The sequence below is a fragment of the Streptomyces sp. NPDC051211 genome (genome assembly GCF_040689505.1).
Classification (GTDB): Bacteria; Actinomycetota; Actinomycetes; order Streptomycetales; family Streptomycetaceae; genus Streptomyces.
This window is the reverse complement of record NZ_JBFBAV010000009.1, coordinates 189,083-214,898: the sequence shown is the minus strand read 5'-3', so window position 1 is coordinate 214,898 and position 25,816 is coordinate 189,083. Positions and strand designations below refer to the sequence as shown.

The following is a 25,816-nucleotide window of genomic DNA, read 5'->3' as shown; positions in this document are numbered from 1 at the left end:
ACGATGCGACAAACCCGCCATCGCCTACCAGGCCGCACTCCACCTCGCCGCCATCCTCATCCGGGCACGACGCTGACCAAAGAGACAGAACCTAGGCGAGGACGTCGAGGAGCTCCAGCTCCCGCGGCGACAGGTGCACCGTGGCCGCGTCCAGGTTCTCCGCCAGGTGGGTGAGCGAGCCGGTGCCGGGCGTGGGGCAGAGCACCGGGGAGTGGTGCAGGAGCCAGGCCAGCGCGATCTGGCCCGGGCCCGCGCCGTGCGCCGCGGCCACCGCCGCCAGGCCCGCCGGGCTCTCCCGGCTGAACGAGCCCCGACCCAGCGGGTAATAGGGCAGGAAGGCGATCCCGCGCGCCTCGCACACCGCGAGCAACGCCTCCGAGGACCGGTCCAGGATGTTGTACGCGTTCTGGACCGACGCGACCGGCACCGTCCGCAGGGCGAGCTCCAGCTCCTCCACGGTGACCGTGTCCAGCCCGATGTGCCGGATCTTCCCCTCCGCCCGCAACTCCGCCAGCGCGCCCAGCTGTTCGGCCATCGGCACGTCCGGGTCGAAGCGGTGCAGCTGGTACAGGCCGATGCTGTCCACCCGCAGCCGCCGCAGGCTCGCCTCGCACATCGCCCGCAGCTGCTCCGGGCGGCCCGCCACGTGCCACTGGTCCGGGCCGGTGCGCACCACCCCGCCCTTCGTGGCGACGACCAGCCCCTCCGGGTACGGGTACAGGGCCTCGGCGATCAGCTCCTCCGCGAGGTCCGGCCCGTAGTTGTCGGCGGTGTCGATGAGCGTCACCCCGCGCTCGACCGCGGCGCACAGCAGCGCACGGGCCTCCGCGAGATCCCCGCGCGGCCCCCAGTACCCCTCTCCGACCAGGCCGCCCGTACCGAACCCGAGTCGCCGGACCGGAAGATCCCCACCGATGTGGAACGTCGAAGTAGCCATGCCCCGACCGTAACCCAGGCCGCAGGATGTGCCAGGCTCCCCCTATGCGGTACATCATCATCGGCGCGGGCGCGGTCGGCGCCACCATCGGCGGACGGCTCGCGCAGTCCGGCAACGAGGTCGTCCTGGTCGCGCGCGGCGCGCACGCGGAAGCCCTGCGGACCGACGGCCTGCGGCTCACCACCGCGGACGGCACCCGGGTCCACCGGCTGCCGGTCGTGACCGGCCCCGCGGAACTGGGCGAGCTGCGCCCGGACGACGTCCTGCTGCTCGGGGTGAAGACCCAGGACGCCATCGCCGCGCTCGACGCGTGGGGCGACGCCGAGGTCGCGGGCGGCGGCACGGCCGCACAGCGGCTGCCGGTGTTCTGCCTGCAGAACGGGGTGGAGGGCGAACGGCTGGCCCTGCGCCGGTTCGCCCGGGTGTACGGGGTGTGCGTGTGGCTGCCGTCCACCTTCCTGGAACCGGGCACCGTGTCGGCCCTGTGCGCTCCCCTCACCGGCATCCTCCACCTGGGCCGCGCGGCCGGCGGCACCGACGAGCGGGCGGGGCAGGTCGCCGCGGACCTGGCGAAGTCCGGGTTCGAGGCGCCCGTCGTCGAGGACGTGATGCGCTGGAAGTACGCGAAGCTGCTGGGCAACCTGGGCAACGCGATCCAGGCGACCACCGGCCCCGAACCGGCCCCGGCCAAGGCGGCGCTGCTGCTGCGGGCGATCCGGGAGGCGAAGGCGGCCTTTGCCGCGGCCGGGATCGCGTACGCGTCGGAGGCGGAGCAGGCCGCGGCGCGCGACGGCAAGGTGGACCAGCCGGCCAGTGTGCGCGGCGGCTCGTCCTGGCAGAGCCTGGCGCGGGGGACGGGATCGATCGAGGCGGACTACCTGAACGGGGAGATCTGCCTGCTCGGGCGGCTGCACGGGGTCCCGACCCCGGTCAACGAGGTTCTGCGGCACGCCGCGAACATCTTCGCCCGGGAGGGCCTGCCTCCGGGCGCCATGTCCATTGCGGACCTGACCGCCCTGGCGGACGAGGCCACCGCCCGCGCGTAGCCGCTGCGCGGGCTTTTCCCCTACCCGCCCCTTCCCGAACTGGGGCTCCGCCCCAGACCCCGCGCCTCAAACGCCGGCGGGGCTGGATGCCGCGCAGCGGCATTTCCAGCCCCGCCGGCGTTGAACGCACGGGCGCGAAGCGCAAGCCCCGCCGCTACGCCGACAGGGCCGGGAGGAGGGCCGGGGTTCGGAGGGACTCGTCGTAGCGGGTGAGGAGGAGGTGGGCCAGTTCCGGGGACGGGCCCAGGACGGGGGCCAGGATGTCCGCGCCGGCGGCTTCGGCGCCCGCCGCGATGCGGTCCGGGAGGCGCCCGGGGGCTATGACGTACGGGGCGACGGCGACACGCCGTACCCCCTCCGCCCGCAGCGCCCGCACCGCGGACGCCACGTCGGGCAGGGCAGCGGAGGCGAACGCAGGCCGCACGGCGCACCAACCGGTGTGCCGCCACTCCCGCGCGATTTCAGCGATCACTGCGATCGCCTCCGGGTCTGTGGAACCGGCGGATGCGAGCACCACGCCGGTGGTGGAACGGGAGGAGGGCTCCAGCCCTGCCTCCGCCAGCCGCCGCTCCAGCGCGGAGACCAGCAGCGGGGACGGGCCGAGGACCTCCGTCACCCGGACCGAGAGCCCGGGCAGTCGGGCCGTGGACTCGGCCAGGACCGCCGGGATGTCGGCCTTCGCGTGGAAGGCGCGGGTGAGGAGGAGGGGGAGGGCGATGACCTCCCGGACCCCGGACGCGTACAGCGAGGACAGCAACTGCGGCACCGACGGGGCGTTGAAGTCCAGGTACGCCGTCTCCACCCGCAGCCCGGGCCGCAGCGCCCGCACCCGCCCGGTGAGGGCGTGCACGGTCGCCGCGTGCCGCGGGTCGCGGCTGCCGTGGGCGATGACCACCAGGACGGGACGCGCAGTCATGGTCAGCTCTTGACCAGCAGGCCGCGCGAGCGCAGCACCCACCGCTCGAGCGGGCTGAAGATCAGCAGGTCGATGGCGATGCCGACGACCAGGATCAGCAGGATCGCGAGGAACACGCCCGGCAGGTCGATGTTGTTGCGGCCGTTCTCCAGGAGCTGGCCCAGGCCCAGACCCAGGTCGGGGGAGGAAGCGATGATCTCCGCGGCCATCAGCGAGCGCCAGGAGAACGCCCAGCCCTGCTTGAGGCCGGCCAGGTAGCCGGGCAGCGCGGCCGGCATGACCACGTGCCACACGCCCCTGATGCCCGTCGCACCCAGCGTGCGCCCGGCCCGCAGGAACAGCGGCGGCACCTGGTCCACGCCGGAGACGAGGCCGTTGGCGATCGACGGGACGGCGCCCAGCAGGATCACCGTGTACATCATCGCGTCGTTCAGGCCGAACCACAGGACGGCCGGCGGCACCCAGGCCACCGACGGCAGGGACTGCAGACCGGACAGGATCGGGCCGATCGCCGCGCGCACGAACTTCACCCGGGCGACCAGCAGGCCGAGCGGGGTGCCGATGGCCAGGGCCATCAGGAAGCCCAGCAGGCCTCGCGAGACGGAAGTCCAGATGACCTCCAGCAGCGTGCCCTGGAGCCACATGTCGGCCAGGCTGTCCCATACGGCGGACAGCGCGGGCAGCTTCGCCTCGTCGGTGACCTCGGCCGAGACCAGGATCTGCCAGACGGAGAGGACGAGGGTGACGGCGACGACCGGCGGGAGCACCTTCTTGAGGAGGACCTCCCGGACCGGCGTGCGGCGGATCTCGATCGCGTCCAGCGCGTCGAGGCCGGCCTCCAGGCCCGCGAGGTCGTCCGTCTTCGCCCGAGTTTCAGTGCTGGCCATGGCGGCGGATCTCCCCACGCAGTTCTTCGGTGATCTCAAGGGACAGCTCGGCGACGTCCGCGTCCTCGATGCGGCGCGGCTGCGGGATGTCCACGGTCCACTCCTTCGCCACCCGGCCGGGCCGGGAGGAGAGCAGGACCACGCGCTGGGCGAGGCGCACGGCCTCGCGCACGTTGTGGGTGACGAACAGGACGGAGAGGCTGGTCTCTTCCCAGATTCGGGTGAGCTCGCCGTGCAGTACGTCACGGGTGATGGCGTCCAGGGCCGCGAACGGCTCGTCCATCAGCAGCAGTTCGCTGTCCTGGGCCAGGGCGCGGGCCAGGGCGACGCGCTGCCGCATGCCGCCGGACAGTTCGTGCACCCGCTTGCCGTACGCGCCGCCGAGCCGGACCAGCTCCAGCAGCCGCTCGGCCTCCGGCTTGCGCTCGGACTTGGGCAGCCCGCGCAGCCGCAGGGCCAGTTCGATGTTCTTGCCCGCGGTCAGCCAGGGGAACAGGGCGTGCTCCTGGAACATCAGCGCCGGGCGGCCGCCCGGGGTCTCGATGGACCCCTGGGTCGGCTTGTCCAGTCCGGCGACCAGGTTCAGCAGCGTGGACTTTCCACACCCCGAGGCCCCCAGGATGGTGACGAACTCTCCGGGCGCGACATCGAGGCTGATGTCGTCCAGGACGAGCTGCGTACCGGCCGGGCCGGAGAAGGACTTCGAGACGTGCTCGATCCGGGCGGCGTGCGTCGCCGCCGCTACGGTGCCCTCGGCAGCCTTGGCAAGCGTGGTGGCCATGGTCGTCACCTCCTGGGGTTGGTTACCGGGTACTTACTTGGCGCCGAGACCGGCGTCGGAGACCTCGGGCTTGCCGGCGGCCTTCAGCACCTTGTTGAGGAGCGTCAGGTCGTAGATGCCGGACAGGTCGGGCTGGTCGATGAGCTTCGCCTTGACCGCGTAGTCGGCCTGCGTCTTCAGCGTGGCGGCCAGTGGGTCGTCGGTGATCGCGATGCTCGGCCAGGCCGGGTCGATGACCGCCGGGGCCAGCGCCTTGCCGGTCTCCGCCTTCAGCGCCGCGTTGGCGGACGCCTTCGCCTTGTCGGGGTTGGCGTTGATCCACTCGTTGGTCTTCACCGTGCCCGCCAGCACGGCCTCCACCACGTCCGGGTGCTCCTTGAGGAACTTCTGCGACACGATGACGTTCGTGATCACGAACTTCTTGTCGGGCCACAGGGTGGTCTCGTCCAGGAGGACCGATCCGCCCTCGGAGACCAGCTTGGAGGCCGTCGGCTCCGGTACCCAGGCGCCGTCGATGGAGCCCTGCTTGAAGGCGTCCGGGGTGACCTTGTTGTCCGTGCGGACGACGGAGACGTCACCCTTGCCGGACTCGGGGTCGACCTTCCAGCCCTTCTCGGCGATCCAGTTGAGGAACGCCACGTCCTGGGTGTTCCCCTTCTGCGGGGTGGCGATCTTCTTGCCCTTGAGGTCGTCCAGGGTCTTGATCTTGTCCGGGTTCACGACCAGCTTCACGCCGCCGGAGGCGGAGCCGGAAATGATCCGCAGGTTCTGGCCCTTGGACTTCACGAAGCCGTTGATCGCGGGCGAGGGGCCGATGAAGCCGATGTCGAGGGAGCCACCGTTGAGCGCCTCGATCTCGGAGGGGCCGGCGTTGAACGCCTGCGGCTTGATCTTGGTGCCGCCGAGTTCCTTCGCGATCAGGCCTTCCTGGAGGCCGACCAGCGCGGTGGCGTGCGTCAGGTTCGGGAAGTAGCCGATCCGGACCTCGGAGGCGGAGAGCTTCTCGCCGGTCGCGGCGACGTTGGACTTCTCGTCCTTCTCGGCCTCGGAGCCGTAGCCGCAGGAGGCGAGGGCGCCGATCAGGAGCGGCAGGGCGGCAGCGGTGGCGATGCTGCGGCGCAGAGTGTTTCGCGTGGTACCGGTGGCAGGCACGGGAGGTGTTCCTCTCGTCGTGTCGTCAGCTCATGACGCACGTCTTCGTCTGTGGAGCAGGGGCAGGTACAGCTCGTGGGGGGTGTGGGCGCGCATGCGGTGCGCGTACGTCATCGCGCACATCGCGCCACCCCTCCCTGGCCGCTGCCGAGGGCGCCGCTGCCGATGCGGCCGCCCTCCTTCGCGAAGGTGGAGTACACGTCGTCCGGCATGATCAGAAGTCCCACCCTTCTTCGTCCGCCTGCACGGTGGTCCGGGCCTGGGAGGCGAAGGACTCGCCCGCCATGCCCGCCGCCAGAGTGGTTCCGTCGGCCGGGTCGATCAGCAGGAAGGAACCGGTGCGGCGCGAGTCGGCGTACGCGTCGAGCGCCAGCGGCTCGGCGGTACGGACGACCACGCGGCCGATGTCGTTGGCCACCAGCTGCCCGGGGCTCGGGTGCTGGGACAGGTCGTCGAGGGTCAGCCGCGAGGGGATCTCCTTGACGATCGCCTTGACCGTGCGGGTCGTGTGCTTGAGCAGCACCCGGGCGCCGACGGAGAGGGGCTGGTCGGCCACGTGGCAGACCGTCGCCTCGATGTCCTGGGTGGTGGCCGGGGCACTCGCGGACGGCGCGATCAGGTCGCCGCGCGAGATGTCGATGTCGTCCGCCAGCCGGACCGTCACGGACTGCGGCGCCCAGGCGATGTCCACGCTCTCGCCGAGCGCGTCGATGCCCTCGATGACGGAGGTGCGGCCGGAGGGCAGCACGGTGACGGCCTCGCCGACGCGCAGCACGCCGGAGGCGATCTGGCCGGCGTAGCCCCGGTAGTCGGGGTGCTCGGCGGTCTGCGGACGGATCACGTACTGCACCGGGAAACGGGCCGGGCAGGAGGTGAGGTCGTGGCTGACCGGGACGGTCTCCAGGTGCTCCAGCACCGTCGGGCCGCCGTACCAGTCCATGTTGGCGGAGGGTTCCACCACGTTGTCGCCGGCCAGCGCCGAGATCGGGATCGCGGTGATCTCGGGGACGCCCAGCTCGGAGGCGTACGTGGTGAACTCCTCGGCGATGGCCGCGAAGACCGGCTCCCGGTAGCCCACCAGGTCCATCTTGTTGACGGCGAGGACCACGTGCGGGACGCGGAGCAGCGCGGCGACGGCCGCGTGCCGGCGGGTCTGCTCGACCACGCCGTTGCGGGCGTCGACCAGGACCACGGCCAGCTCGGCGGTGGAGGCGCCGGTGACCATGTTCCGGGTGTACTGCACGTGCCCGGGGGTGTCGGCGAGGATGAACCGGCGCCGCGCGGTGGCGAAGTAGCGGTAGGCCACGTCGATGGTGATGCCCTGCTCCCGCTCGGCCCGCAGGCCGTCGGTGAGCAGCGCGAGGTCGGGGGTGTCCTGGCCGCGGGCCTGGGAGACCGCCTCGACGTGCTCCAGCTGGTCCTCCAGGACCGACTTGGAGTCGTGCAGCAGACGGCCGACCAGGGTGGACTTGCCGTCGTCGACGGAGCCGGCGGTCGCGAAGCGCAGCAGCGTGGTGGCGCTGAGCTGCTCGGTGGTGGTGGTCATGTCTAGAAGTACCCTTCGCGCTTGCGGTCTTCCATCGCGGCCTCGGACAGCTTGTCGTCGGCGCGGGTCGCACCCCGCTCGGTGAGACGGGACACGGCGATCTCGGCGATCACGGCGTCCAGGGTGGTGGCGTCGGAGTCGACGGCACCGGTGCAGGACATGTCACCGACGGTGCGGTAGCGGATGAGCCGGGTCTCGACGGACTCGGTCTCCTTCGGGCCGCCCCACTCGCCGGCGGTCAGCCACATGCCGTTCCGCTGGAACACCTCGCGCTCGTGGGCGAAGTAGATCTCCGGCAGTTCGATGCCCTCCCGGTCGATGTACTGCCACACGTCCAGCTCGGTCCAGTTGGACAGCGGGAAGACGCGCACGTGCTCGCCGGGGGCGTGCCGGCCGTTGTACAGCTGCCACAGCTCGGGGCGCTGGCGGCGCGGGTCCCACTGGGAGAACTCGTCGCGCAGGGAGAACACCCGCTCCTTGGCGCGGGCCTTCTCCTCGTCGCGGCGGCCGCCGCCGAAGACGGCGTCGAAGCGGTGCTGCTGGATCGCCTCGGTCAGCGGGACGGTCTGCAGCGGGTTGCGGGTGCCGTCGGGGCGCTCGCGCAGCTTGCCGGCGTCGATGTAGTCCTGGACGGAGGCCACGTGCAGCCGCAGTCCGTGCTTGGCCACCGTGCGGTCGCGGTACTCGATGACCTCGGGGAAGTTGTGGCCCGTGTCGACGTGCAGCAGCGTGAACGGCACCGGCGCCGGCGCGAACGCCTTCAGCGCCAGGTGCAGCATGACGATGGAGTCCTTGCCGCCGGAGAAGAGGATCACCGGCTTCTCGAACTCGCCGGCCACCTCACGGAAGATGTGCACGGCCTCGGACTCGAGGGCGTCGAGGTGCGAGAGCGCGTAGGGCGCGTCGGAGTCCGACTCGGTGTGCAGGTGAGCGGCGGTGGTCATGCCAGACCCCTCTCGGTGAGCAGTGCGTGCAGGGAGTCGGCAGACTCCTGCACGGACTGGGTGTGCGACTCGATACGGAGGTCCGGGGACTCCGGGGCCTCGTACGGGTCGTCGACCCCGGTCAGCCCGGAGATCTCGCCCGCGGCCTGCTTGGCGTACAGGCCCTTCACATCACGCTCGGAGCACACCTCGACCGGGGTGGCCACGTGCACTTCGAGGTACGTCGTACCGGCGGCGGCGTGCCGCTTGGCGACCGCCTCCCGGCTGTCCGAGAACGGGGCGATCACCGGCACCAGCGCCTTCACGCCGTTGCTCGCGAGCAGTTCGGCGACGAAGCCGATCCGCTGCACGTTGGTGTGGCGGTCCTCGCGGGTGAAGCCCAGTCCGGCGGAGAGGAACTCGCGGATCTCGTCGCCGTCGAGGACCTCCACCCGGTGGCCCTCGCCGCGCAGCCGCTCGGCGAGCGCGTAGGCGATCGTGGTCTTGCCCGCGCTGGGCAGACCGGTCAGCCACACGGTGGCTCCCTGGCCGGTCACGCTCATCCGCTTCTCCGTAGGTTCCGTGTTGTCCGTGTTGTCCGTGGGTGTTGTGGTGGCCATCAGCCGTGCAGCCCGCACTCGGTCTTGGCCCGGCCGGCCCAGCGGCCGGCCCGCGCGTCCTCGCCCTCCGCCACGCGGCGGGTGCAGGGGGCGCAGCCGACGGAGGCGTAGCCGTCCATCAGCAGCGGGTTGGTGAGGACGCCGTGCTCGGTGACGTACGCGTCCACGTCGTCCTGGGTCCAGCGGGCGATCGGCGAGATCTTGACCTTCTGCCGCTTCTCGTCCCAGCCGACCACCGGGGTGTTCGCCCGGGTCGGGGACTCGTCGCGGCGCAGGCCGGTCGCCCATGCGTCGTACGCGGTCAGGCCCTCTTCCAGGGGCTTGACCTTGCGCAGGGCGCAGCACAGGTCGGGGTCGCGGTCGTGCAGCTTCGGGCCGTACTCGGCGTCCTGCTCGGCGACCGTTCGGCGCGGGGTCAGCGTGATGACGTTGACGTCCATCACGGCCTCGACGGCGTCGCGGGTGCCGATGGTCTCCTCGAAGTGGTAGCCGGTGTCGAGGAAGACCACGTCCACGCCGGGGAAGGCGCGGGACGCCAGGTGGGCGACGACCGCGTCCTCCATGGAGGAGGTCACGGCGAACTTCCGGCCGAAGGTCTCGGCCGCCCAGGTGAGGATCTCCAGCGGGGACGCGTCCTCCAGGTCGCGGCCGGCCTGCTCGGCCAGCGCCTTGAGGTCGCGCGTCCCGGTGTCCTGAACGGTGGTCATATCTCTTCCCCTCCAGCGGTGTTGGACTGAAGACCGCGGGCCAGCAGCCCGAGGTACTTCAGCTGGAAGGCTCGATTGCATGACCTGCATTCCCAGGCGCCGTGGCCCTGTTCGTTGGGGAACAGGTCCTCGTCGCCGCAGTACGGGCAGTAGAACGGGGCTGCGCGCTCGCTCACGAGAGGCTCTCGTCGCTCGCGCGGCCGACCCAGGCGGCGAAGCGCTCGCCGTCCTCGCGCTCCTCCTCGAAGCGCTTGACGACCCGCTCGACGTAGTCCGGCAGGCCGGCCGAGGTGACCTTGAGGCCGCGGACCTTGCGGCCGAAGCCGGCCTCCAGGCCGAGGGCGCCGCCCAGGTGGACCTGGTAGCCCTCCACCTGGTTGCCGTCGTCGTCCAGGACCAGCTGCCCCTTGAGACCGATGTCCGCCACCTGGATACGGGCGCAGGCGTTCGGGCAGCCGTTGATGTTGATGGTGAGCGGCTGCTCGAACTGCGGCAGGCGGCGCTCCAGCTCGTCGATCAGCGAGGCGCCGCGCGCCTTGGTCTCGACGATGGCCAGCTTGCAGAACTCGATGCCGGTGCAGGCCATCGTGCCGCGCCGGAACGGGGACGGCTTGACCCGCAGGTCCAGCGCCTCCAGGGCGGCGACCACCGAGTCGACCTGGGTCTCCTCGATGTCGAGCACGATCATCTTCTGCTCGGCGGTGGTGCGCAGGCGGCCGGAGCCGTGCTGCTCGGCGACGTCCGCGATCTTGGTGAGGGTGGCGCCGTCGACGCGGCCGACGCGCGGGGCGAAGCCGACGTAGAAGCGGCCGTCCTTCTGCCGGTGCACGCCGACGTGGTCGCGCCACTGGCCGGAGGGCTGCTCCGGGGCCGGGCCGTCGGTCAGCTTCCGCTTCAGGTACTCGTCTTCCAGGACCCGGCGGAACTTCTCCGGGCCCCAGTCGGCGACGAGGAACTTCAGGCGGGCGCGGGTGCGCAGCCGCCGGTAGCCGTAGTCGCGGAAGATCGAGATGACGCCCTCGTAGACGTCCGGGACCTCGTCGAGCGAGACCCAGGTGCCCAGGCGGACGCCCAGCTTGGGGTTGGTGGACAGGCCGCCGCCGACCCAGACGTCGAAGCCCGGGCCGTGCTCGGGGTGGTTCACGCCGACGAAGGCGATGTCGTTGATCTCGTGCGCCACGTCGAGCAGCGGCGAGCCGGAGATCGCGGACTTGAACTTGCGGGGCAGGTTGGAGAAGTCCTTGTTGCCCACGATCCGGCGGTAGATCTCGTCGATGGCGGAGGTGCCGTCGATGATCTCGTCCTCGGCGATGCCGGCGACCGGGGAGCCGAGGATGACGCGGGGCGTGTCACCGCATGCCTCGGTGGTGGACAGGCCGACGGCCTCCAGGCGGCGCCAGATCTCCGGGACGTCCTCGATCCGGATCCAGTGGTACTGCACGTTCTGCCGGTCGGTGAGGTCGGCGGTGCCGCGGGCGAACTCCTGGGAGATCTCGCCGATCACGCGGAGCTGCTCGGTGGTCAGCCGGCCGCCGTCGATCCGGACGCGCAGCATGAAGTACTTGTCGTCCAGCTCCTCCGGCTCCAGGATCGCGGTCTTGCCGCCGTCGATCCCGGGCTTGCGCTGGGTGTAGAGGCCCCACCAGCGCATGCGGCCGCGCAGGTCGTTGGGGTCGATCGAGTCGAAACCGGTCTTGGAGTAGATCGTCTCAATGCGTGTCCGCACATTGAGACCGTCGTCGTCCTTCTTGAACTGCTCGTTGCCGTTGAGGGGCGTGTGGTGTCCGACGGCCCACTGACCCTCACCGCGGTGACGGCCGGTCTTGCGGCGCGCGGCAGCGGGAGCGGCTGCGGGCTTTTCGGGGGTGGCGGCCATGGCGGTACGTCCTTCTTCGGCGGCTCAAGGCAAGGGCAGGTGACCTGCGGAAACGGGGGCAGGTGTGGCTCAACGGGCCCGTTGCCTGTGGGCATGGACCGATCGGCTTTCAAGGGTTCGACGCGTCCGCTACGGCGGGGACGGCGAGCGATGTGCGGCGGTGCTGGTTCCGTCAGCTCGCCGGACAGATGGCGCTGGACATGCGGCCGAGGTCGACGTGCCGCCGACTCACCAAGGCAATCCCAGCTCCATTCATGGGGGGAAGCGTGGCATGCAGGTCTTGGAGGAGTCCACTACTGTCCATAATCCGGACGGATCCGTCTCGAATCATGGGACGTGTGGCCCGTGTCACGCACGGGTCGGCTCCGCCGGGGCTCACCGGGGAGGGCGGGTACCGCCCGCGGGCCGCGCTGCCGCGGCGCGGCCCGTGCGGCCCGCGCGGCGTTCGGGACTCGTGCCCTGCCGGAGCCGCGCCGGGCCGCGGGCGGAGTCCCGCAGGAGAGGTTACGCGCCAGGCCAGGGGCCCGGCGTCGGGGTAAGCGGAGCCTGCTCGGACTCCGTGCGGAAGAGCTTGAAGCCGCGGCGGAGGTAGTTGTCCATCGCCGTCGGCCCGTCCTGGCTGCACGTGTGGAGCCACACCCGCCGGGTGGGCTCGCGGTCCGGCCAGCGGGTGGCCAGGTCCCATGCCCGGCGAATGCCCTCCGTCAGCAGGTGGCCCCCGATCCGCCGCCCCCGGAAGTCCGGCAGCAGGCCGAAGTAGACGATCTCCACCACACCGTCGGGCTGCGGGTCGAACTCCACGTACCCGGCCGGCGTGCCCCGGTCGTACGCGACCCAGGTCTCCACGCCCGGCCGGCCCAGCTGCGCGACCCACTCCGCGCGGGTCAGCGCCAGCCGGTCCGTCCAGTGGATGTCGCCGCCCACCGAGGCGTAGAGGAAGCGGCTGAACTCGGGGGAGGGCACCTCGGCGCGGACGATCCGGATGTCGTCGCCCGGCGGGGCCGCGGCCGGGACCAGGTCCTCCGGGGAGGTCATCTCCAGGGACCAGGTGGTGAGGGTGAAGGTGGTGGGCTCGCTCATGCTGTCAGGGAATCATGCCGGTCCCCGGCCGGCCCAGGCGGGCCCGGACCACCGCCGGCGCCGTGGAGTGGGGGAGCAGCCGGGCCGGATCGGCGGGGCGGATCAGCTCCACCTCCACGTCCTCCGCGAACCGGTACGGCCGGTGCGCCAGCACCCCCGCCAGGTTGCGCCGGACCCGCGACATCTCCGCCCGCACCGTGACCGTGCGGGTCGCGTCCCCGAACAGCTCCTCCGCCAGCTCCGCCGCCGACCGCCCGCGCGGACTCTCCGCCAGCAGGAACAGCAGCTCCGCATGGCGCGGGCTGAGCTCCTGCGACCAGCTGCCGGCCGCCCCGTACACGGTCGCCGACCAGGATCCGGGCCGGCTGAGGTCCAGCACCACCCGGCTCGCCGCCGCACCGGTGCGGGCCTCGTCGATCCGCAGCAGCCAGCCGCCCGGCAGCGGCTCCACCAGGCAGTCGCCCAGCTGCGGCAACCACATCCGGCCGGGCCCGAACGACTTCGGCAGCGGGATCCGGTCCGCGGGGGCCAGCCCGGTCACCGCCGCCGTCCAGCCGTGCGGGTCCACCGCCAGGGCCCGCCCCGGCAGCCGGGCCAGCAGCGGCGCCGCCACCGCCCGCAGCCGCTCCAGCGACTCCAGGTGCCGGATCCGCAGCTCCCGCTCCGCCAGCCTGGCCACCGAGCTCACCCAGGTCAGGGTCGCCGGGTGCATGGTGGCCAGCGGCCCGCTGACGTCCACCACCCCCAGCAGCCGCCCGTCCCGCGGGTCGTGCACCGGCGCGCCCGCGCAGGTCCAGTCGTGGTGCGAGGAGACGAAGTGCTCCGCGGAGAACACCTGAACCGGGCGCCGGGTCACCAGCGCGGTGCCCACCCCGTTGGTGCCGACCACCGCCTCGTCCCAGTCCGCGCCCACCCCGAACCCCAGCCGGTCCGCCTTCCGCAGGATCGAGGAGGCCCCTTCCCGCCACAGCAGCCGCCCGTCCGCGTCGGCGACCACCATGATGTGCAGGGCCTCGTCCAGGGCGGGCAGCAGCCCTTCCCGCAGTACCGGCAGGAGCTGCCGCAGGGGCGACAGCTGCCGCCGCTCCTCCATCTCCGCGGCCGACAGCATCCGCGAGCGGGTGTCCCGGTCGGGGTGCACCCCGCCTGCCAGCATCCGCCGCCAGGACTCGGCGATCTCCGGCCGCGGCGCGGCCGGCGGCCGGTCCCCGGCCAGCGCGGCCGCCCGTACCCCCTTGAGCAGGCGCGCCGCCTCGCGCGCGTCCATGGCCGAGAGCCGGGCCAGATCCACTGCGGTGTCGGCCACCGAAGCCTCCCCGTATGACAGGACTCAACCCCCGGACCACCGCCCGACGGGCCCGCCCGCCGTGCCGCTACCCCGCGGCGCGTCCGCGGCCGGATCCGGGACCTGCGATCCGGGACCGGCGATCCGGGACTACAGGTTGCAACGGTATGCAACTCTCGCCAAGCCCCGGTCGCCCGACCGAAACTGTGCGCAACGCCGCCGGGGGGCGGCGTTCGGCTCCTCCTCGGGGCTTTTCAGGAACAGGGGTGGTGCCGAGTCGGCGCGGCGCCACCCCGTTCCCGTAACGGGCCCGGATCCGGGCTCGGCGGGGTTTGGGGACTCCCCTAACCCGCGATCCGCGCCCGTTCCACCACTGCCCCCAGGTCGAGGCTGTGCGGCAGCGTCCCGAAGGCCGTGCCCCAGTCACCGCCCAGCCGGGAGGCGCAGAAGGCGTCCGCCACCGCCGGCGGAGCCCACCGGACCAGCAGCGAACCCTGGAGCACCAGGGCCATCCGCTCCACCAGCCGGCGGGCCCGGGCCTCGATGCCGTTCAGGTCGGCCAGCTCCGTCAGCAGGTCCTTGATGGCCGAATCCAGCCGGTGGTCCGCGCCGCGGGCCAGCCCGACCTCCTGGAGGAACGCGTTCAGCGCCTGCGGCTCCCGCTGCAGCGCCCGCAACACGTCCAGGGCCTGTACGTTGCCCGAGCCCTCCCAGATCGAGTTCAGCGGGGACTCGCGCAGCAGCCTCGGCAGCCCGGATTCCTCGACGTAGCCGTTGCCGCCCAGGCACTCCAGGGCCTCCGCGACAGTGGGCGTACAGCGTTTGGTCACCCAGTACTTCGCGGCGGGCACGGCGAGCCGCAGAAAGGCCCGCTCCTGCTCGGTACCGGCGTCGTACGCCGCGGCCAGCCGCAGCATCAGGACCGTCGCCGCCTCCGACTCCAGCGCCAGATCGGCCAGCACGTTCCGCATCAGCGGCTGGTCGATGAGCTTCGCTCCGAAAGCAGAGCGGTGCTCTGCGTGGTGCACGGCCTGCGACAGGGCCTGCCGCATCAGCGCGGCCGAGCCGATCACGCAGTCCAGCCGGGTCGCCGCGACCATCTCGATGATGGTCCGCACCCCGCGGCCCTCCTCACCGACCCTCCGCGCCCACGTCCCGTCGAACTCCACCTCGCTCGACGCGTTCGACTTGTTGCCCAGCTTGTCCTTCAACCGCTGGATCGCGAAGACGTTGCGCGTACCGTCCTCCAGCACCCGCGGCACCAGGAAGCAGGTCAGCCGCTCCGCCCCGGCAGGGGACGCCGCCTGCGCCAGCACCAGGAACCCGTCCGACATCGGCGCCGAGCAGAACCACTTGTGCCCGGTCAGCAGGTACTCCCCGGCCGCGTCCAGCGGCTTCGCCACCGTCGTGTTCGCCCGGACGTCGCTGCCGCCCTGCTTCTCGGTCATCCCCATGCCGAACAGCACCCCGGCCTTCTGCGCCGCCGGCCGCAGCCCCTCCTCGTACACGTGCGAGGTCAGCCGGGGCTCCCACTCGGCGGCCAGCTCCGGGTCCGTCCGCAGGGCCGGCACCGCCGCGTGCGTCATCGAGACCGGGCAGCCGTGCCCCGCCTCGGCCTGCGACCACACGAAGAACCCGGCGGCCCGCCGCAGGTGCCCGCCCGGACGCCCCCAGGCGTCGGTCAGCCCCGACGTCACGGCCTTGCCGAGCAGCCGGTGCCAGGCCGGGTGGAACTCCACCTCGTCGATCCGGTTCCCGTACCGGTCGTGCGTGCGCAGCTTCGGCGGATTTTCGTTCGCCTGGGTACCCCACTCCTGGGCCTGCGCGGAACCCGCGGCGTGCCCGAGGATTCCGAGCTCTTCCCGTACCTCGCCGAGCAGTTCGGGGGCCAGGTGCCGTTCCACGCCCTCGGTGAGGGCCCGGTCACCGCCGTAGACGTCGTACCCCACAAGGGGTGGGGCCTGGTTGCTGACTGTGTGGGTGGTGGCTGCCATGCCGATACCGTAAAGAGGTGCAGCCAGCAAAAGAAACACCTGAGCAGCCCCCGTGGGGGCGGCTCCACCGGGCACGTGCCCTCTACCGCAACGTCTCCAAGCGCAAGATGGCCTGGCTGCTGCTGAAGGACACCGTCAATTCGTGCATCGAGTACCGGATCCTGGGGCTCGCGGCCGAGGCGGCGTTCTTCACGCTGCTCTCGCTGCCGCCCCTCTTCCTCGGCCTGCTCGGGCTGCTCGGCTACGTGGACAACTGGACCGACACCCGGACCGTCGCCAGCATCGAGGAGAACATCCTGCAGGCCGTCGGCACGGTCCTGTCCGACCGGGGCGTCAACGACATCGCCAGGCCGCTCCTCGACGACGTCACCAGCCGGGGCCGGCCCGACCTCATCTCGCTCGGTTTCGCCTTCGCCCTCTGGTCCGGCTCGCGGGCCGTCAACGTCTTCATCGACACCATCACCGTCATGTACGGGCTCGACGGACACCGCGGCATCGTCAAGACCCGCCTGCTGGCCTTCCTGCTGTACCTGATCGCCCTGCTCATCGGCGCGATCGTGCTGCCGCTGATGGTGGTGGGTCCGGACGCGGTGGTGCGGCTGGTGCCGTGGGGGACCAGCCTGATCGCGGTGCTGTACTGGCCGACCGTCACCCTGCTCTCGATCGCCTTCCTGACCACCCTGTACCACGTGTCGGTACCGGTGCGCTCGCCGTGGATCGAGGACGTGCCCGGGGCCCTGGTCGCCCTCGCCATGTGGGTGCTCGGCTCCTTCCTGCTGCGCATCTACCTCACCAACACGGTGGAGGGGCCGACCATCTACGGCTCCCTGGCCGCCCCCGTGGCCGTCCTGCTGTGGATCGGCATCTCGGCCTTCGCGGTGCTGGTGGGCGCGGCCGTGAACGCGGCGATCGACCGGGTCTGGCCCTCGGTGGCCACGGCCGCCGCCCGCGAGGCCAACGAACGGGCCAGGGAGGCCGAGGCGGCCCAGCTGATCGCCCGCGCGGCGGCCTGGCGGGCCCTCGCCGAAGGCGAATCCGAGGACGACGAGGACGCCGGAATGCCCTCCGAATTCCCCGAACGCTGGTCCCGGTTCCTGCCCCCGGACGACTACACGGCCCGCCTCCGCAAGGAACGCCACCCGCACCCCTGATCCGCGCTTCGACGTACGCGCACGGCTCCCTGACAGAATGGAGGTGTGCGCGTACTGATCGTGACGGCAGGATCCTGGGGCGACGTCGCCCCCTACATCGGGCTGGGCGTGCGCCTGGCCGCCGCCGGCCACCGGGTGGCCCTCGCCACCCACGCCCGGTTCGAGACGCAGACGGCCGCCCACGGCCTCGAATTCCGGCCGCTCCCGGTGGACCCGCGCGACGAACTCGCCTCCGCCGCCGGGCAGGGTCTCGCCCGCGCCGTCAGCCCGCCGGTGGCCATGGCCCGCGTCGTCCGCATGGCCCGCACCTTCATGCCGCAGCTGACCGACGGGGTGCTGGCGGCCGTCCGGGCCGGCGCGGACGTCATGCTCGCCTCCACCCTCACCGAACCCATGTGCGCGGCCCTCGGCGAAGCCCTCCGCATCCCCTGCCTCGGCGTCCACCTCCAACCGATCGCGCCGACCGGCGAGTTCCCGCCCCTGGTCACCGGCGCCCGCTCCTACGGCGCCCCCGTCAACCGGCTGGCCGGGCACGCCCTGTGGGCCGGCGCCGAGCGGCTGTTCGCCCCCGCCGTCGGCGACCTCCGCCGCGAACTCGGCCTGCCGGTGCGCCGCTTCACCGGCCCGCTGGGACTCCCGCCCGAGCGCGTGGTCCTGCACGGCTTCAGCCCGTACGTGGTCCCGCGCCCGGCGGACTGGCCGGCCGGCCACCGGGTCACCGGTTACTGGTGGCCGCAGCCGCCGCCGTCCTGGCAGCCCGACCCCCGGCTCCTCGACTACCTCGACGCCGGTCCGCCACCGGTCCTCGCCGGCTTCGGCAGCTTCGTCGCGGCCGACCCCGCCCGGCTGTCCGCCCTGCTGGCCCGCGCCTTCCGGCTGGCCGGGGTCCGCGGCCTCGTCCAGTCCGGCTGGACCGGCCTGCACGCCGCCGGCGAGGACCTCCTCACCATCGGCGACACCCCGCACTCCTGGCTGCTCCCGCGCACCGCCGCCGTGATCCACCACGCCGGGGCGGGCACCACCGCCGCCGGACTGCGCGCCGGCATCCCCGCCGTTCCCGTCCCGGTCCAGCTCGACCAGCACTTCTGGGCCGCCCGCCTGCACCGGCTGGGGGTCGCCCCGCGCCCCCTGCGCTACCAGCGGCTGACCGCCGAAGCCCTGGCCGCCTCGATCCGCGCCGCCCTCGCCGTCCCCGCCCAGCGCCCCCGGGCCCTGGCCGCCGCCCTCGCCACCGAGGACGGCGCCGCCCCGGTCCTGGCCGCCCTGGCCCGGCTAGCCTGAGGACGTGTACACCGAACGGTCCTCCCGGCTCGTCCCCGGCGCGGTGCTCTGGCAGGCCGGGGCACCGGGCGGGGCCGTGCTGCCCGACGGCTGCATGGACCTGCTCTGGGTGGAGGGGCGGCTGCTCGTGGCCGGCCCCGACACCGGTCCGCACCCCGCCGGGGAAGTGCCCGGCTCCGGCTTCGCCGGGATCCGCTTCGCGCCCGGCACCGCGCCCGCGCTGCTCGGCGTACCGGCGTACGAACTCCGCGACCGGCGGGTGGAACTCGCCGACCTGTGGCCGGCCCGCACCGTCCGCGCCCTGGCCGGCACGGTCGCCTCGTACGCCGACCCGTCGGCCGGCCTCGAAGAGCTCGCCCGGCGCCACGCCCCGGCCCCCGACCCGCTCACCGCCGAGGTGGTGGCCCGGCTGCGGGCCGGCGAGACCGTCGCCCGCATCGCGGACGCCCTGGGCATGGGCCCGCGCCGGCTGCACCGGCGCTCGCTGACCGCGTTCGGCTACGGCCCGAAGACCCTGGCCCGGGTGCTGCGGCTGCAGCGGGCGCTGGCCGGGGTGCGCGCCGGCCGCCCGTACCCGGAGGTGGCCCACACCACCGGCTACGCCGACCAGGCCCACCTCGCCCGCGAGGTCCGGTCCCTGGCCGGCACCACCCTGACCGCCTACTCGGCCGGCCTGGCCGGCTACCCGGCCGCGGCGAACAGCGACACCCCGCAGCCGTCCGGGTCGAGCACCACCGCGTAACGCTGCCCCCATTCGGCGTCCCAGGGCTTCAGTCGGCCCGCGTACCCGGCCTCGGTCAACTCGGCGTACAGCGCGTCCACTTCGGAGGGGGAGCCGCACAGGAACGCCAGCCCGATCCGGTCGCCGCCGGCCGCGGGCCGGCTCCAGCCCGGATCGAAGGACCGCATCACCTCCTCGGTGTCCCAGCCGACCCGCATCCCGCCGGGCAGCACCACCTCCACGTGCGGCTGCGCCTCGGCCCCGGCCGGGATGTCCAGGCCGAGCCGGCGGTAGAAGGCGAGCGAGGCGGCCATGTCGGAGACGACGAGGCCGATCATGTCGAGTCGAGGAGTCGTGTCGGTCATACCGGCAGGCTAAGAGGGCCCCGGCGGCCCGGTCTTGAAGGAATCGGACAGCGCGGGAAAAGAACTGGCGCGGCCGATGGATCACCGGTTACCGTGATGCCGTTCACGTCGCCGCACGTACGACATGCGAAAGAGCCAGGAGGTGAGTCTTGATGACTGCCGTTGCGCAGGGCGCTGCCCGCACTCAGACGACCATCAACCTCATTCCTGTGGTCTCCGGCTGACCTGACACTCCGTCTGCTTGACCGCGCGCATCGGACGCGCCGCCGGGGCCACCCTGTGAAGGGCTCCCCTTGTCTCTCGCTTCTTCTTCCGCTTTCTCCTCTCTCGCCTCCCTCGGCTGGGACGACGCCTGGGCCGAGGAGTTCGCCCCGTACGCCGCGCAGGGCCTGGTGCCCGGCCGGGTCGTCCGGGTCGACCGCGGGCAGTGCGACGTGCTCACCGCGGACGGCATCGTCCGCGCCGACACGGCCTTCGTCACCCCGCACGACCCGCTGCGGGTCATCTGCACCGGCGACTGGGCCGTGGTCGACCCCGACGGGGCCGGCGATCCGCGCTACGTACGTACCTACCTGCCGCGGCGGACCTCCTTCGTCCGCTCCACCTCCTCGAAGCGGTCCGACGGGCAGATCCTCGCCGCGAACGTCGACCACGCCGTCATCGCGGTCTCCCTCGCCGTCGAGCTCGACCTCGGGCGGATCGAACGGTTCCTGGCCCTGGGCTGGGAATCGGGCGCGCAGCCGCTGATCGTGCTGACCAAGGCGGACCTGGTGCCCGACCCGGTCACCCTGGCCCACCTCGTACAGGACGTGGAGACCACGGCGCCCGGCGTCCAGGTGCTCCCCGTCTCCTCCAGGACCGGAGAGGGCATGGACGTCCTCGGCGCGGTCGTCGCCGGCGGCACCAGCGTCCTGCTCGGCATCTCCGGCGCCGGCAAGTCCACACTGGCGAACGCGCTGCTCGGCGCGGACGTCATGGAGGTCCAGGAGATCCGCGACGTGGACGGCAAGGGCCGCCACACCACCACCACGCGGAACCTGCTGGCCCTCCCGGGCGGCGGCGTCCTCATCGACACGCCGGGCCTGCGTGGTGTCGGGCTGTTCGACGCGGAGTCGGGCGTCGGACAGGTGTTCTCGGAGATCGAGGACTACGCCCGCGAGTGCCGCTTCCACGACTGCGCCCACGAGGCCGAGCCGGGCTGCGCGGTACGCGAGGCCGTCGAGCGGGGCGAACTGCCCGAGCGGCGCCTGGACAGCTACCGGAAGCTGGTCCGGGAGAACCAGTGGATCGTGGCGAAGACGGACGCGCGGGTGCGGGCGGAGATCCGCCGCGACTGGCGCCTGAAGGGCGCGGAGGGCCGCGCCAACTACGCTGCCAAGCGCGGCGGCCGCGCCTGACCCACCCCGGGCCCCGGCCCGGCCCCGGGGTCTGACCCACCCCTGCCCGTGGCCCCGGCCCCGGGCCTGACCCCGGCCCCGGGCCCCGGCCCGGCCCCGGCTCGCGTCCGGGGCCGGGCCGGGGCCCTCGCGCACGTCCGCCGCCGGACGGTCAGCGGGTCACCCAGCCGCGCTCGTAGGCGTGCCAGCCCAGTTGGAGCCGGGTGGCCACGTCCGCCAGCTCCATCAGGCCCTTCACCCGGCGTTGCACCGTCCGCAGGCCCAGCTCCAGGTGCTTGGCCACGCTCGCGTCCGTCATGCCCGCCAGCAGCAGCGAGAGGATCTCCAGGTCCGTCTCGTCCGGGCCGGTCTCCGCCTCGGCCACCGAGCCGCCCGCGCCCAGCCGCAGCGGCAGGGACTCCCGCCATACCGCCTCGAACAGGCCGAGCAGGGACTCCAGCAGCCCCGACGCGTGCACCACCAGCGCCGCAGGCTCCGCGTTCCGCCCGGTCAGGGGCACCATCGCCAGGGTGCGGTCCGCGATCACCAGCTTGGTGGGGACCCGGGGGATCACCCGGACCTGTTCGCCCCGGCCCAGCGCCACCTGCGCCTCCCGCAGCCCGCCGGCCTGGGACAGGACCTCCCGTTCGATCACCACCCGGTAGCCCACCCCCCGGCCCGCCGCCCGGTCCTCGGCGTCGTTCTCGGTACCGGTCACCACCTGGGGCCGGCCGGTCACCAGCGCGCACACCTCCTCCACCGCCCCCAGCTGCAGCTGCACGAAGCGGTGCGCCACCGCGCTCGCCCCGGTGACCACCTCCACCAGGTCGTGCACGGCCGGCTCGGCCGCCTCCGCCCGGTACTCCTCGGCCAGCAGCGCCGCCGCCAGCTCCGCCTGCTCCAGCTCGTGCCGCTGCTGGGTGAGGAGGGCGCCCAGGGCCACCCCCGGCGGCGCCGCCACCCACCGGCCGGGCCGGGCCGAGGACTGCGCGGCCAGCCCCTGCCGCTCCAGGTGCCGCAGCGCCCGCTCCGTCTGCGGCACCGGCAGGGTCAGCCGGTGCGCCAGGTCAGGGACCTCCGCCGCCCCCAATGCCACCAGCGCCCGGTACGCCGACTCCTGGCCCTCGTCGAGGCCTATCGCACCCAGCAACCCGTCCACCCCACTCTCGACCCGCCCGACTGGCGGGAATCGGCCACGGCGCAAACCCGCCGCGGACATCATCACCGCACCCACCGCCTCTCTGCCAAGGTGACGCCACCGCAGCACCGACATCCACCGGCCGAAAAGTCATTCATGCGGCAACTTTGCCGCGCAATGCCGAAGTTGGCCGGATTTCACCTGGGGAGAGCGATGCGCCCGATATCGCGTACGGCAGTCGGGGCGGCCACCGCCGCCGTCCTGGCCGTCACCGCCGTCGGCCCGTGCTCGGCACAGCCGAGCGACGCCACCGGAAAGAGACCGCTGACCGGCAGCGAGGCCGCGGCGAGAACCCCCTCCGGCCCGGTCACCGTCACCCTGGTCACCGGTGACCGGATCCTGGTCTCCACCGACGCCGCGGGCCGCACCGCGGCCACCGCGATGCCCCGCGAGGACGGCTCACAGCCGATCGTCCAGACCCGCCAGTCCGGCAAGGACCTGTACGTCTACCCCGAGGGCGCGGTCAAGGCCCTCGCCGCCGGCCGCGTCGACGCCGAGCTGTTCAACGTCACCGCCCTCATCCGGCAGGGCTACGACGACGCGCACGCCAAGAAGATCCCGCTGATCGCGGTCTACGACGGCTCCGTCGACGTCGCCCGCAGCGCCCCCGCCACCCCGCGCGGCGCAGAACGCTCCCTGGTCCTCGACTCCATCGGCGCGGTCGCCCTCTCCGCCGACAAGCAGCAGGCCACCGCCTTCTGGGCCGACGTCACCGCCCCCCGCTCCCGCGCGGCCGGCGGACTGAAGAAGCTGTGGCTGGACGGCAGGGTCCAGGCGAACCTGGAACGCTCGACCCGGCAGGTGGGCGCCCCCGCGGCGTGGGCCGCCGGCTACGACGGCAAGGGCACCAGGGTCGCCGTGCTCGACACCGGCACCGACCTCGAACACCCCGACCTGAAGGGCCGCGTCAGCGGCTCGAAGAACTTCACCGACTCCGACACCGACGGAGACCGGCAGGGCCACGGCACGCACACCATCTCCACCGTCGGCGGCTCCGGCACCGCGAGCGGCGGCGCGAAGAAGGGCGTCGCCCCCGGCGCCGGCCTCCTCTCCGGCAAGGTCCTCAACGACCAGGGATACGGCCTGGACTCGTGGATCATCGCCGGTATGGAATGGGCCGTCGACAGCAAGGCCGACATCGTCTCCATGAGCCTCGGCGACCCCTCACAGACCGCCTGCGACGACCCGCTCGCCGCCGCCACCGAACGCCTCTCCCGGCAGGGAACCCTGTTCGTGATCGCGGCCGGCAACTCGGGCCCCGGCAACAACACCGTCTCCTCGCCCGGCTGCGCCCCCAGCGCGCTCACCGTCGGAGCGGTCGACCGGGACGACACCACCGCCTCCTTCTCCAGCCGCGGCCCGGCCGGCCTCCAGCACACCCTCAAGCCCGAGATCGCCGCCCCCGGCGTCGGGATCTCGGCCGCCGCCGCGGGCGGCCGCGGGGTGTACGCGTACCAGGGCATGTCCGGCACCTCGATGGCCACCCCACACGTCGCGGGCGCCGCCGCCCTCGTCAAGCAGCGCCACCCCGACTGGACCGGCGCCCGGATCAAGGCCGCGCTCGTCGGCTCGGCCGCCACCACCGTGCCCGGCGACGTACGGGAGACCGGCGGCGGCCGCCTCGACGTCCCGGCCGCGCTCGCCGCCACGGTCACCGGCGCCCCCACGGTCCAGGGCGGCACCCACCACTGGCCCCAGGACCGCAGCGACCGCACCACCGTCGAGGTCCCCTACACCAACACGGGCAGCGCGCCGGTCACCCTGAACCTCGCCCTGCAGAAGGTCACCGGCAACGACGGCTCCGCCGTCCGGTCGGCCGTGGCCCGCCTCGACCGGCGCACCGTCACCGTCCCGGCCGGCGCCACCGTCAAGGTCCCGCTCGCCCTCGACCCGGCCGCCCGCCTGGAGCGCGCCCAGTACGGCGACATCACCGGCCGGGTCACCGCCACCGGCCCCGGGGGGATCCGCATCTCCACCCCCTTCTCCCTGTACGTGGAGCCGGAGACGGTCACCCTGCGCGTCAAGCTCCTCGACCGCGCCGGCAAGCCCGCCGCCGGACCCTCCTCCCTCGACGTGATCGGCACCGACACCGCCACCGGCGAACGCCGCTTCAACGAGGGCGCCGCCGACCAGCTCTACCGGGTCCGCCCCGGCTCCTACTTCCTGTCCGCCTTCGTCGGCACCCCCGACGCGGGCGAGGGCGCCGAGCTCATCGACTCCCTCACCTACCTGGGCCGCCCCCAGGTCGAGGTGAAGAAGGACACCACCGTCGTGCTCGACGCCCGGAAGGCGGGCCGGCTCGGCATCGCCGCCGACCGGCCCACCGAGAGCCGCAGCACCACCCTGTCCTTCGCCCGCGGCTGGGACGACACCTGGCTGCACGCCGGCACCGCCATGGGCGGCCGCACCGTACGCGGCTTCTACGCCTCCGTCGAAGGCCGGGCCGGCGAGGGCAGTTTCGAGTTCGGCAGCTACTGGCGGGCCGGCGCCCCGTTGATCTCCGAGCTGAAGGTCACCGGCGGACCCGCCCTGCACCCGATCACCGCCTCGCTGGGCAGCGACAACCTCGACGGCACCGACAGCGCCCCGCTGGTGAACGCCGGCACCGGCACCCCCGAGGAACTCGCCGCGGCGGGCGCCAAGGACGCCATCGTGCTGGTCAGGGCCACCGAGGGCGGATCCCTCTACCAGCAGGCGCAGAACGCGAAGGCGGCCGGCGCCAAGGCGGTCCTCGCCCACCGGGACGCCCCCGGACGCTGGACGGGCTTCACCGGCTACGCCGGCGGATCCCTGCCCGCGCTGACCGTCGACAGCGGGGAGGCGAAGACACTGCTCGACCGGCTGGCGGGCGGCAAGGTCACCCTCTCCTGGAAGGCCACGGCCCGGAGCCCGTACATCTACAACCTGGCGCAGACCGAGACCGGCACCGTGCACGGGGACCGCACCTACCGGGTCCGCGACCGCGACCTGGGCACCGTGCAGTCCACCTACCGGGCCATGGGTGTGGCCGCCGACTACGTCGACCTCGTCGGCGCGTACCGGCCGCTGGGCCACGCGGTGTTCTTCGGCTCGCTGGAGACCGTCGCGGTGCCGGGCAGCCGTACCGAGTACTACTCGGCCGGAGACGGCGGAGACGGCGGAGACGGCGGCGGTACGGCCTGGGAGCACCTGCTCTCCAGCAGCTTCCCGTGGGGTGAGTTCATGACCGACCGGCACCGCACCTACACCAAGGGCTCCCGGCGCAGCGAGAGCTGGTACGACGGGGTGATCGGCCCGGTCGCGCCCCGCGACAGCGCGGGCAAGCCGGTCCTGGCCGCCGAACGGCAGGGCAACCTGATCGGTTTCGCCTCCGCGATGTGGGGCGACAGCGGGCACCACGCGCAGCCCGGCTCCTTCGGCGACGTCGGCAGCCTGACGCTGAAGCGGAACGGAGAGCCGATCGGAGACAGCTGGTACCCGTCCGGGGTCTTCGAGGTCCCGGCCGAGGCAGGCACGTACGAACTGACCCAGCACATCCAGAAGTTCGGCGCGCCGGCCCGGGTCTGGCAGCGGTCGCAGGGGGTGCAGACCTCTTGGACCTTCCGTTCGCAGCTGGACGAGGCCGCCTACTCGCAGGTCCTGCCCATCCTGTTCCCCTCCCTCTCGCTCCCGGAGGACGGCGCGAAGACCGTGCCGGCCGCCGACGGGATCCGCATCGGCCTGGCGGCCGCCGGCCACGCCGGATACACGCCGGGCGCGCTGAAGTCCGCCAAGCTGTCGTACTCCTACGACGGCGAGCACTGGACTCAAGCGGAGGTGACCCGGCAGGGCGGTGCATGGACGGCGGAGGTCGACCACACGGGCGCCGCCGGCAAGCCGGTCTCGCTCAAGGTGGAACTCACCGCGGCCGACGGCGCGGCGGTCACCCAGACGGTGGCGCGGGCGTACGACGTGCGCGGCTAGCGGCACGGTGATGCAGGCGGCGGCCGCCGGGG

The 25,816-nt window shown here is 72.9% G+C and carries 22 protein-coding genes; 6 read left to right on the top strand and 16 right to left on the bottom strand.

The genetic code is table 11. The annotated features are described in order from the left end of the window. Positions 1–91: 91 nt before the first annotated feature. Positions 92–937, bottom strand: a complete 846-nt coding sequence (locus AB0447_RS12580) for an aldo/keto reductase (protein WP_366476577.1) — start codon at positions 935–937, stop codon at positions 92–94. A 44-nt stretch (positions 938–981) separates the two neighbouring features. Here AB0447_RS12580 and AB0447_RS12575 point away from each other — a divergent pair, with 44 nt between their 5' ends. After that, positions 982–1,983, top strand: coding sequence for a 2-dehydropantoate 2-reductase N-terminal domain-containing protein (locus tag AB0447_RS12575; protein WP_366476576.1), 1,002 nt, complete (start codon positions 982–984; stop codon positions 1,981–1,983). 154 nt (positions 1,984–2,137) lie between these two features. Here the strand turns inward: AB0447_RS12575 and AB0447_RS12570 are convergent, their stop codons facing one another. From AB0447_RS12570 to AB0447_RS12510, 13 genes are all read right to left on the bottom strand, one after another. Continuing rightward, positions 2,138–2,899 (bottom strand): sirohydrochlorin chelatase, encoded by a 762-nt coding sequence (locus tag AB0447_RS12570; RefSeq protein WP_366476575.1) that lies wholly within the window; start codon positions 2,897–2,899, stop codon positions 2,138–2,140. Positions 2,900–2,901: 2 nt separating this feature from the next. After that, the gene (locus AB0447_RS12565) at positions 2,902–3,786 is read right to left on the bottom strand and encodes an ABC transporter permease (protein ID WP_366476574.1); all 885 of its coding nucleotides are present in this window, start codon (positions 3,784–3,786) and stop codon (positions 2,902–2,904) included. Further along, positions 3,773–4,567 (bottom strand): ABC transporter ATP-binding protein, encoded by a 795-nt coding sequence (locus tag AB0447_RS12560; RefSeq protein WP_366476573.1) that lies wholly within the window; start codon positions 4,565–4,567, stop codon positions 3,773–3,775. Before AB0447_RS12560 ends, AB0447_RS12565 begins: the two co-directional genes overlap by 14 nt. Before the next feature lie 33 nt (positions 4,568–4,600). Continuing rightward, positions 4,601–5,719: an aliphatic sulfonate ABC transporter substrate-binding protein gene (locus tag AB0447_RS12555; RefSeq protein ID WP_366476572.1), complete on the bottom strand. Its 1,119-nt coding sequence runs from the start codon at positions 5,717–5,719 to the stop codon at positions 4,601–4,603. Positions 5,720–5,933: 214 nt separating this feature from the next. Continuing rightward, positions 5,934–7,265, bottom strand: coding sequence for a GTP-binding protein (locus tag AB0447_RS12550; protein WP_366476571.1), 1,332 nt, complete (start codon positions 7,263–7,265; stop codon positions 5,934–5,936). Positions 7,266–7,267: 2 nt separating this feature from the next. Further along, complete coding sequence (cysD, locus tag AB0447_RS12545; protein WP_366476570.1) at positions 7,268–8,209, bottom strand: sulfate adenylyltransferase subunit CysD; 942 nt, start codon at positions 8,207–8,209, stop codon at positions 7,268–7,270. Further along, positions 8,206–8,808 (bottom strand): adenylyl-sulfate kinase, encoded by a 603-nt coding sequence (cysC, locus tag AB0447_RS12540; protein ID WP_366476569.1) that lies wholly within the window; start codon positions 8,806–8,808, stop codon positions 8,206–8,208. Before cysC ends, cysD begins: the two co-directional genes overlap by 4 nt. Further along, positions 8,808–9,515 carry a phosphoadenylyl-sulfate reductase gene (locus AB0447_RS12535; protein ID WP_366476568.1) on the bottom strand — a complete coding sequence of 236 codons (708 nt, stop codon included), beginning with the start codon at positions 9,513–9,515 and terminating at the stop codon, positions 8,808–8,810. The genes cysC and AB0447_RS12535 overlap by 1 nt, the downstream gene beginning before the upstream one ends. Further along, the gene (locus tag AB0447_RS12530; protein ID WP_150206678.1) at positions 9,512–9,691 is read right to left on the bottom strand and encodes a hypothetical protein; all 180 of its coding nucleotides are present in this window, start codon (positions 9,689–9,691) and stop codon (positions 9,512–9,514) included. The genes AB0447_RS12535 and AB0447_RS12530 overlap by 4 nt, the downstream gene beginning before the upstream one ends. Then, positions 9,688–11,391 carry a nitrite/sulfite reductase gene (locus AB0447_RS12525; RefSeq protein WP_366476567.1) on the bottom strand — a complete coding sequence of 568 codons (1,704 nt, stop codon included), beginning with the start codon at positions 11,389–11,391 and terminating at the stop codon, positions 9,688–9,690. The genes AB0447_RS12530 and AB0447_RS12525 overlap by 4 nt, the downstream gene beginning before the upstream one ends. Before the next feature lie 504 nt (positions 11,392–11,895). Further along, positions 11,896–12,471 carry a GNAT family N-acetyltransferase gene (locus AB0447_RS12520; protein WP_366476566.1) on the bottom strand — a complete coding sequence of 192 codons (576 nt, stop codon included), beginning with the start codon at positions 12,469–12,471 and terminating at the stop codon, positions 11,896–11,898. Positions 12,472–12,475: 4 nt separating this feature from the next. Then, positions 12,476–13,777 carry a GAF domain-containing protein gene (locus tag AB0447_RS12515; RefSeq protein ID WP_366476565.1) on the bottom strand — a complete coding sequence of 434 codons (1,302 nt, stop codon included), beginning with the start codon at positions 13,775–13,777 and terminating at the stop codon, positions 12,476–12,478. A 323-nt stretch (positions 13,778–14,100) separates the two neighbouring features. After that, positions 14,101–15,750: an acyl-CoA dehydrogenase family protein gene (locus AB0447_RS12510; RefSeq protein ID WP_366476564.1), complete on the bottom strand. Its 1,650-nt coding sequence runs from the start codon at positions 15,748–15,750 to the stop codon at positions 14,101–14,103. Between the two features lie 17 nt (positions 15,751–15,767). Here AB0447_RS12510 and AB0447_RS12505 point away from each other — a divergent pair, with 17 nt between their 5' ends. The 3 genes from AB0447_RS12505 to AB0447_RS12495 are packed head-to-tail and all read left to right on the top strand — an operon-like array spanning position 15,768 to position 18,924. Further along, complete coding sequence (locus AB0447_RS12505; protein WP_366476563.1) at positions 15,768–16,901, top strand: YihY/virulence factor BrkB family protein; 1,134 nt, start codon at positions 15,768–15,770, stop codon at positions 16,899–16,901. 45 nt (positions 16,902–16,946) lie between these two features. Then, positions 16,947–18,182, top strand: coding sequence for a glycosyltransferase (locus AB0447_RS12500; protein ID WP_366476562.1), 1,236 nt, complete (start codon positions 16,947–16,949; stop codon positions 18,180–18,182). Between the two features lie 4 nt (positions 18,183–18,186). Beyond that, entirely contained in the window at positions 18,187–18,924 is a 738-nt protein-coding gene (locus tag AB0447_RS12495) for a helix-turn-helix transcriptional regulator (protein ID WP_366476561.1), read from the top strand. On the opposite strand, the gene AB0447_RS12490 is transcribed toward AB0447_RS12495, so the two are convergent. Beyond that, entirely contained in the window at positions 18,864–19,268 is a 405-nt protein-coding gene (locus tag AB0447_RS12490) for a VOC family protein (RefSeq protein ID WP_366476560.1), read from the bottom strand. The two genes, AB0447_RS12495 and AB0447_RS12490, sit on opposite strands and share 61 nt — an antisense overlap. A 293-nt stretch (positions 19,269–19,561) precedes the next feature. Between AB0447_RS12490 and rsgA the strand changes: the two genes are divergently transcribed. Continuing rightward, positions 19,562–20,665, top strand: a complete 1,104-nt coding sequence (rsgA, locus tag AB0447_RS12485; protein WP_366476559.1) for a ribosome small subunit-dependent GTPase A — start codon at positions 19,562–19,564, stop codon at positions 20,663–20,665. A gap of 151 nt (positions 20,666–20,816) precedes the next feature. Here the strand turns inward: rsgA and AB0447_RS12480 are convergent, their stop codons facing one another. Further along, entirely contained in the window at positions 20,817–21,794 is a 978-nt protein-coding gene (locus tag AB0447_RS12480) for a helix-turn-helix domain-containing protein (RefSeq protein WP_366476558.1), read from the bottom strand. Positions 21,795–21,995: 201 nt separating this feature from the next. Between AB0447_RS12480 and AB0447_RS12475 the strand changes: the two genes are divergently transcribed. Next, positions 21,996–25,784, top strand: coding sequence for a S8 family serine peptidase (locus tag AB0447_RS12475; protein WP_366476557.1), 3,789 nt, complete (start codon positions 21,996–21,998; stop codon positions 25,782–25,784). Positions 25,785–25,816 lie beyond the last annotated feature (32 nt).